Annotated in this window: 8 protein-coding genes; 2 read left to right on the forward strand and 6 right to left on the reverse strand. The window is 69.1% G+C overall.

Going from position 1 to position 7,214, the window contains the following annotated elements; all coding sequences use genetic code 11:
- Positions 1 to 6 precede the first annotated feature (6 nt).
- The 3 genes from Asi02nite_RS34415 to Asi02nite_RS34425 all read right to left on the reverse strand — a co-directional run bounded on the left by Asi02nite_RS34415 (position 7) and on the right by Asi02nite_RS34425 (position 2,134).
- Positions 7 to 633 (reverse strand): hypothetical protein, encoded by a 627-nt coding sequence (locus tag Asi02nite_RS34415; protein ID WP_203718206.1) that lies wholly within the window; start codon positions 631 to 633, stop codon positions 7 to 9.
- 97 nt (positions 634 to 730) lie between these two features.
- On the reverse strand, positions 731 to 1,945 hold the full coding sequence (lhgD, locus tag Asi02nite_RS34420; protein WP_203718207.1) for an L-2-hydroxyglutarate dehydrogenase: 1,215 nt from the start codon (positions 1,943 to 1,945) through the stop codon (positions 731 to 733).
- Between the two features lie 9 nt (positions 1,946 to 1,954).
- A complete protein-coding gene (locus Asi02nite_RS34425; protein WP_203718217.1) occupies positions 1,955 to 2,134 on the reverse strand; it encodes a DUF5522 domain-containing protein in 180 nt (59 codons plus the stop codon).
- Positions 2,135 to 2,315: 181 nt separating this feature from the next.
- Between Asi02nite_RS34425 and Asi02nite_RS34430 the strand changes: the two genes are divergently transcribed.
- Positions 2,316 to 2,615, forward strand: coding sequence for a hypothetical protein (locus Asi02nite_RS34430; RefSeq protein WP_203718208.1), 300 nt, complete (start codon positions 2,316 to 2,318; stop codon positions 2,613 to 2,615).
- Positions 2,616 to 2,643: 28 nt separating this feature from the next.
- Positions 2,644 to 2,946: a DUF6582 domain-containing protein gene (locus Asi02nite_RS34435; protein WP_203718209.1), complete on the forward strand. Its 303-nt coding sequence runs from the start codon at positions 2,644 to 2,646 to the stop codon at positions 2,944 to 2,946.
- A 156-nt stretch (positions 2,947 to 3,102) separates the two neighbouring features.
- Here the strand turns inward: Asi02nite_RS34435 and Asi02nite_RS34440 are convergent, their stop codons facing one another.
- The 3 genes from Asi02nite_RS34440 to Asi02nite_RS34450 all read right to left on the reverse strand — a co-directional run.
- Positions 3,103 to 6,012 carry a vitamin B12-dependent ribonucleotide reductase gene (locus Asi02nite_RS34440; protein WP_203718210.1) on the reverse strand — a complete coding sequence of 970 codons (2,910 nt, stop codon included), beginning with the start codon at positions 6,010 to 6,012 and terminating at the stop codon, positions 3,103 to 3,105.
- 38 nt (positions 6,013 to 6,050) lie between these two features.
- Positions 6,051 to 6,554 (reverse strand): transcriptional regulator NrdR, encoded by a 504-nt coding sequence (nrdR, locus tag Asi02nite_RS34445; protein WP_203718211.1) that lies wholly within the window; start codon positions 6,552 to 6,554, stop codon positions 6,051 to 6,053.
- Between the two features lie 464 nt (positions 6,555 to 7,018).
- The coding region (locus Asi02nite_RS34450; RefSeq protein WP_203718212.1) for a LysM peptidoglycan-binding domain-containing protein at positions 7,019 to 7,214 on the reverse strand (196 nt) is incomplete at its 5' end.

Genomic DNA, 7,214 nt, shown 5'->3' on the forward strand with positions numbered 1-7,214 from the left:
GAGAAATCAGGGCTTGGGGGGCTTGGTCGATTCGACTTGTTTGGCGAGCGTGACGAGTTGCGGGCCGAGGGTTTTCGGCGGCGCCGGCGAGTCGGCGATGCTCGTGAAGCGCAGCGACATCAGGCGCTTGTCCTTCGTGAGCCAGCACACCTCGAGGCCCGGGCCTGTTTTGTCGGTGGCGGCGATCGGTGACTGGTAGGCCGCCAGGCCCAGGCCCTTGACCGCCGTCGCGCCCTTGTCGGGGACGACGTCGGATTTGAAGATCTCCGCGTCGGCCGTGGTCTTGCTGATCGTGAGCGCCAGGTCGGGGAGGTCGCCGCCGTCCTGTGGCTGGACCACGCACGTCGTCGTGTCGCCGCTCTTGCTCGCCGCGGAGATACCGAAGCGGACGCCGATGGCCTTCTCGATCGCCGCGTAGTCGAAGTAGACGCACGCGCCGCCGGCCATCGCGGCCGGGAAGTTCGTGCGGACCGGGCTCGTGATGCGTTGCGGCGCCGGGTCGTCGTCGGCGCAGGCCGCCATGCCCAGCGTCGCTGTCAGGGTCGCGGTCGCGGCCAGGCAGGCCAGCGTGCGGCGACCATCCACCCTGGACCGTCGGGCGGGTGGGTCGCTGTCCCGAGGCGGCAGGACCACAACTACTCCTTGATCGACGCTTTGATCAGCGCAGGAGTGCACCGCCGGAAAACATACGGTGTCGTCGGGCGGGGCGGAAGTCCGGGTTGTCCGTCGGTCAGGACGGGAGTTGCGCCACGATGTGCTTGGCGATCTCCAGGGAGCTCGTCGCGGCTGGTGACGGTGCGTTGAGCACGTGCACCTGGCGGTCGCGGGCCACGATCAGGAAGTCGTCGACCAGGGCGCCGTCGCGGGCGATGGCCTGCGCGCGTACCCCGGCGCCGGCCGGCACCAGGTCGGCTTCCGTGACCGCGGGCACCAGGCGGGCCAGGCTCTCGGCGAACAGGCGGCGACTCAGGGAGCGGCGCACCTCGGTCAGGCCGTACCGGAAATGCTTTCGGGCCAGTCGCCACAGCCCGCCGTAGGCGGCGAAGTCCGCGATGTCCCGCGGGTTGATCCTGCTCCAGCGGTAGCCCTCGCGGGCCAGCGCGAGCACGGCGTTCGGTCCGGCGTGGACGGTGCCGTCGATCATGCGGGTCAGGTGGACGCCCAGGAACGGGAACTGGGGGTCGGGCACCGGGTAGATCAGGCCGCGGACCAGGCCGCGTCGCTCGGGGGTCAATTCATAATATTCACCCCTGAACGGTACGATTCGCGCGGGCGGTTCGACGCCGGCGAGGCGGGCCACCCGGTCGGCGTGCAGGCCGGCGCAGTTGATCAGGACGTCGGCGGTCAGGTCGCCTTCGCCTTCGCCATTGCCGCACGTCGTGTGGATGATCTGCTCGCCGCCGCGGGTCGAGATGCCGGTGACGCGCGTGCCGAGGCGCAGTTCGGCGCCGCCCTTCTCGGCTAGGTCGGCGAGCGTGGTGCAGACCGCGGTGAAGTCGACGATCCCGGTGGACTCGACCCGCAGCGCCTCGACGCAGCGCAACTCGGGCTCGTACTCCTTGGCCTCGCCCGCCGTGACCAGCCGCGCGGGCAGGCCGTTGGCGACCGCCCGCTCGTGCAGCGCGTGCAGCCGCGGCACCTCGGACTCGTCGACGGCGACGATCAGCTTGCCGCAGACCTCGTGCGCGATGCCGTGCGTGGCGCAGAAGTCGACCATGGACGCCCGGCCCGCGGCGCAGAGGCGGGCCTTGAGACTGCCCGGCTTGTAGTAGACGCCCGCGTGGATGACGCCGCTGTTGTGCCCGGTCTGGTGGGCAGCGACCCGCTGCTCCTTGTCGATCACGGTGACCGACGCGCCCGGGTGGTCGAGCGTGATCCGGTGCGCGGTGGCCAGGCCGACGATGCCGGCCCCGATCACGACGTAGCGGGTCGGCTTCGGCTTCATGGCGCGACCTTATTTCACGTACGGGCAGTGCCGGCAGCCTCGACCGCAACACGTCCCGCGCGCCGCGAGAAACCCGGCCGAAAGGACGAACAGCCCCGTCCGTGGGTCCGAGTATCCGGGCGCGTCGGCCAGGAGGGCGCGGTCGTGGGCTTCGATGATCTCTTGCTGGTGCCGGGCGTCGGCGGGCATCCGGCTCTCGTGCGGCTCGCGCAACGGCCGATCCGCCAGTGGCTTGCGCTCACCGTTGGTCGAGGTCACCACTCCACCCGTACCCTATCGGACCTATCGGACCAGTCGTCCGCTGCCTGAATGCCCTTCGCCGGTTATATCCCAAGAGGCATCATCCGTACGACGAGAGGGCGCCACGGGCATGACCACCGAATCCCTTCAGCGCGACGACCTGACCGACCTCGCGCGGACCGGCCTGCCGGCCCAGGCCCAGCCGCTCGACCTGCGCGAGACCGGGGCGTACGTGGACCGGGAGCCGGTGCTCGAGGTGCTGATCTCGGTGCGCCGGGTGGACGGCGGGCCGCCGTACCCGGCGATGTACCTGGGCCCGATCGCCGAGCCCTTCCTGGGCCGGGCTCAGGACGGCCTGCCCTTCGCCGCCCGGATCGACCCCCAACGTCCGGATCGGGTGCTGGTCGACTGGACGGCCTGCGCGGCATAGCCGCAGCTTGGGTGGGTACGCCGGTTAAATGGAGACCACCTGGAAGCCCGTCGACTCGGGCGATGAGGGCACCTTGTCGAGCGGCGAGAAGCGCAGCCTCCCGGACAGCGCGTTCGCCTTTCCCGACAAGCGCAAGGAACCGCTGACGGACGCTGACCACGTACGGAATGCGATCGCGCGCTTCGACCAGGTCAAGGACGTGACGGACAAGGAACGCGACCAGGCGTTCGCCAACCTGAAAAAGGCCGCGAAACACTTCGACGTCGACATGACGGAGACGGACTGGCACGACTTGGGCAAGCGCCCGCACACGAACAACCCGAAGCAGTAGCCGGGGAGTTGCTCCTTGGCGGGGTCGCGGCGCGACCCTGCTGAGGCCATCGCCGCTCACACTGTTACCGCCGGCGTGGATTGGGGCTCGCGGCGAAGGCCGTCGACGCGGAAGGGGAGCCGATCGAGATCGGCTCCCCTTCCGCGTTCGTGCTTGTCAGCTGCAGCCCGAGGTCGAGCCGCAACCCTCGCAGACGTAGCAGCTGCCCGCCGGGCGCATCTTCGTGCCGCAGGTGAAGCAGAGCGGTGCGTCGGCGGCCTTGCCGATCACGGCCTCGAGCAGCTCCGTCGAGGAGCCGACCCGCGGTGACGGAGCGGCGACCTGCACCGGGCCGTCGGAGACGGCGGCCTTCGCCACCGGGGCGGCCTCGGCCTTGTCGTCCGCGCCCTTCTCGTCGGCGTCGGCCGGCTTGGCCTCGATCGGGGCCGACGACGCCATCTGCGTGTGGTCGAACGCGGCCTCGGCCTCGGCCTCGGCGCGGAGCTGGGCCGCCCGCTCCTTGGCCGTGAAGATGCCGAGCTCGGCCCGGCGCTCATAGGGCAGGAAGTCGAGCGCCAGCCGCCGGAAGATGTAGTCCATCACCGACGCCGCCATGCGGATGTCCGGGTCGTCGGTCATGCCCGCCGGCTCGAACCGCATGTTGGTGAACTTGGCGACGAAGGTCTCCAGCGGGACGCCATATTGCAGGCCGATCGAGATCGCCACCGAGAAGGCGTCCATGACGCCCGCCAGGGTGGAGCCCTGCTTCGACATCTTGAGGAAGACCTCGCCGAGGCCGTCGTCGGGGTAGGACGACGCGGTCAGGTAGCCCTCGGCGCCGGCGACCGAGAAGGAGACCGTCTCCGACGGGCGCTTCTTGGGCAGGCGCTTGCGGACCGGCCGGTATTCGACGACCTTCTCGACGATCTTCTCCGCGGCGGCCGCCACCTCGGGCGACGCCAGGGCCTTGTTCGGCTTGGCCGCCGACAGCGGCTGGCCGACCTTGCAGTTGTCGCGGTAGATCGCCAGCGCCTTGAGGCCCAGCTTCCAGCCCTCGAAGTAGATCTTCTCGACGTCTTCGATGGTCGCCGACTCCGGCATGTTGACCGTCTTGGAGATCGCGCCCGAGATGAACGGCTGGACGGCCGCCATCATCCGCACGTGCCCCATCGGCGCGATCGAACGCTCGCCCATCGCGCAGTCGAACACCGAGTAGTGCTCGGGCTTGAGGCCCGGCGCGTCGACGACGTGGCCGTGGTCGGCGATGTGCTCGACGATCGCCTCGACCTGCTCCTCGGGATAGCCGATGCTGCGCAGCGCGCGCGGGACCGTCTGGTTGACGATCTGCATCGAGCCGCCGCCGACGAGCTTCTTGAACTTGACCAGGGCCAGGTCGGGCTCGACGCCGGTGGTGTCGCAGTCCATCATCAGGCCGATGGTGCCGGTCGGCGCGAGGACCGAGGCCTGCGCGTTGCGCCAGCCCGACTTCTCACCGATCTTGATGCCGAGCTGCCACTGCTTGGACGCCTCGCGGGCGATCCCGGTCGCGACCGGGCTCGACGCCTTGATGTCGTCGCTGGCGGCGGCGTGCTTGCGCATGACCCGCTTGTGCGCGTCGGCGTTGCGGGCGTAGCCCTCGTAGGCGCCGACCACGCCGGCCAGCTCGGCCGACCGGCGGTAGGCGGTGCCGGTCATCAGCGAGGTGATCGCGCCGGCCAGCGCGCGCCCGCCGTCGGAGTCGTAGGGCAGGCCCGACGCCATCAGCAGCGCGCCGAGGTTCGCGTACCCGATGCCGAGCTGGCGGTAGGCGCGGGTGGTCTCACCGATCTTCTCGGTCGGGAAGTCGGCGAAGCAGATCGAGATGTCCATCGCGGTGATCACGAACTCGACCGACTTGACGAACTTCTCCACCTCGAAGCCACCGTCGGCGCGGAGGAACTTCATCAGGTTGAGCGAAGCCAGGTTGCACGACGAGTTGTCGAGGTGCAGGTATTCGGAGCAGGGGTTGGACGCCGTGATCCGGCCGGTCTCCGGGGAGGTGTGCCAGTCGTTGATCGTGTCGTCGTACTGCAAACCAGGGTCGGCGCACTCCCACGCGGCCTGCGAGATCGTGCGGAACAGCTTGCTGGCGTCGACCGACTCGATCACCGAGCCGTCGAGGCGGCCGCGCAGGTCGAAGGAGCCGTTCTCCTCGACGGCGCGCATGAACTCGTCGGTGACCCGGACGGAGTTGTTGGCGTTCTGGTATTGGACGCTGACGATGTCGGCGCCGCCCAGGTCCATGTCGAAGCCGGCGTCGCGGAGCGCCCGGATCTTGTTTTCCTCACGGGCCTTGGTCAGCACGAACTCTTCGATGTCGGGGTGGTCGACGTCGAGGATGACCATCTTGGCCGCGCGCCGGGTGGCGCCACCGGACTTGATCGTGCCGGCCGACGCGTCGGCGCCGCGCATGAAGCTGACCGGCCCGGACGCGGTGCCGCCGGAGGAGAGCAGCTCCTTGGACGAGCGGATGCGGGACAGGTTGACCCCGGAGCCGGAGCCGCCCTTGAAGATCAGCCCCTCCTCCTTGTACCAGTCGAGGATCGAGTCCATCGAGTCGTCGACGGCCAGGATGAAACAGGCGCTGACCTGCTGCGGCGACGGCGTGCCGACGTTGAACCAGACCGGCGAGTTGAAGCTGAACACCTGGTGCAGAAGCATGTAGGTCAGCTCGTGCTCGAAGACCTCGGCGTCGGCCGGGTTGGCGAAGTAGTTGTAGTCCTCGCCTGCCTTGCGGTAGGTCTTCACGACCCGGTCGATGAGCTGCTTGAGCGACCACTCCCGCTCGGGGGTGCCCACGGCGCCGCGGAAGTATTTGGTCGTCACGATGTTGGCCGCGTTGACGCTCCACGACTGCGGGAACTCGACCCCGCGCTGCTCGAAGTTGATCGAGCCGTCACGCCAGTTGGTCATGACCACATCGCGGCGCTCCCACGCCACGTCGTCGTACGGGTGGACACCCTCGGTCGTCCACACCCGCTCGACCTTGAGCCCGGTCGCCCCCACGGCCCGCGCTCGACTCTTGCCAGCGGCAACGTCGCCCGCCATGTCACCTGCCCCCTCGTTTACGAACACATCGAAAAGCTTTACTTTGTACGCGTTTCCGCGTTGACAACCGCATGAGCGGTGCCCTCGAGTCGCGCGGCGGCGGCCGCCCGCAGCGTCTCGATCTCGCGCTCGAAGTCGCTCAGCGACTCGAACGAGCGGTAGACGCTCGCGAAGCGCAGGTAGGCGACCTCGTCCAGGTCGCGTAGCGGGCCGAGGATCGCGAGCCCGACATCGTGGCTCGGCACCTCGGCGGCGCCCTTGGCCCGAACGGTCTCCTCGACCTTCTGGGCCAGCAGCGCGATGTCGTCGTCGTCGACCGGCCGGCCCTGGCAGGCCTTGCGGACGCCCGTGGTGATCTTGGTGCGGCTGAACGGCTCGGTCACACCGCTCCGCTTGACCACGGCGAGGACGGCCTCCTCGACGGTGGTGAACCGCTTGCCGCACTCGGGGCACGACCGGCGCCGCCGGATCAGCTGGCCGTCGTCGGCCTCACGCGAGTCGACCACCCGTGAGTCGGGGTGGCGGCAGTATGGGCAACGCATCGACGACCTCCTCTCCTGAACTGATCCCGCGGATCACGCTAGTGCGACCCTCTGACACTTTCCGGGGCGTGGGACGCAGCGGTGCGCCGGGCACGCCGGTGGACAGCGGAGCCGCCCAACGGTGGACAACGCTGTGCACAACTTGTGGGAAAGGTGTGGGTAACTACTGTGAGTCTACCCCTACCTGTGGACAACTTACAGAGCTGTAACTACTACATCTAGGGGTTCGACCGTAGGCCGCCCACGTCCCGGGGTCAAGTTGGGCGGGCGTGTCGCCACTGCCACGTTTCTGTCGCAGCGTGGCCGGTGTGACGGTCGTGACGATCCACACGGAGCCGCACGGGCCCGGTCGCGACGGCGACCATCCGGGCGGGTGACACGCAGGCGAAAGCGCCCCGCGACTCACCGCGAGCCACACATCATCTGTCCCACAGGCCCCGCGAGCAAGCCAGGGCGCCGGCATCTCACTCGGCCGGTAGGACCAGCTTCTGGCCGGCGAAGACCGTGAAGTCGTCGAGGTGGTTGAGGCGACGGATCTCGCGGATCACCGTGAACGGCGCGTAGCCCGGACGATGCTTGGCCGCCACCGACCAGAGCGTGTCGCCGGGCTCGACCACCGCGATCTGCGGCGGCGGCGCGGGATCGGCGGCCCGCACCCCT

The organism is Asanoa siamensis (genome assembly GCF_016862555.1).
Taxonomy (GTDB): Bacteria; Actinomycetota; Actinomycetes; order Mycobacteriales; family Micromonosporaceae; genus Asanoa; species Asanoa siamensis.

Excerpts from the sequence above, each read along its gene's own strand:
- nrdR (WP_203718211.1), bottom strand. The coding sequence starts at position 6,554 with ATGCGTTGCCCATACTGCCGCCACCCCGACTCACGGGTGGTCGACTCG.
- Asi02nite_RS34440 (WP_203718210.1), bottom strand. The coding sequence starts at position 6,012 with ATGGCGGGCGACGTTGCCGCTGGCAAGAGTCGAGCGCGGGCCGTGGGG.
- lhgD (WP_203718207.1), bottom strand. The coding sequence starts at position 1,945 with ATGAAGCCGAAGCCGACCCGCTACGTCGTGATCGGGGCCGGCATCGTC.
- Asi02nite_RS34430 (WP_203718208.1), top strand. The coding sequence starts at position 2,316 with ATGACCACCGAATCCCTTCAGCGCGACGACCTGACCGACCTCGCGCGG.
- Asi02nite_RS34435 (WP_203718209.1), top strand. The coding sequence starts at position 2,644 with ATGGAGACCACCTGGAAGCCCGTCGACTCGGGCGATGAGGGCACCTTG.
- Asi02nite_RS34425 (WP_203718217.1), bottom strand. The coding sequence starts at position 2,134 with ATGCCCGCCGACGCCCGGCACCAGCAAGAGATCATCGAAGCCCACGAC.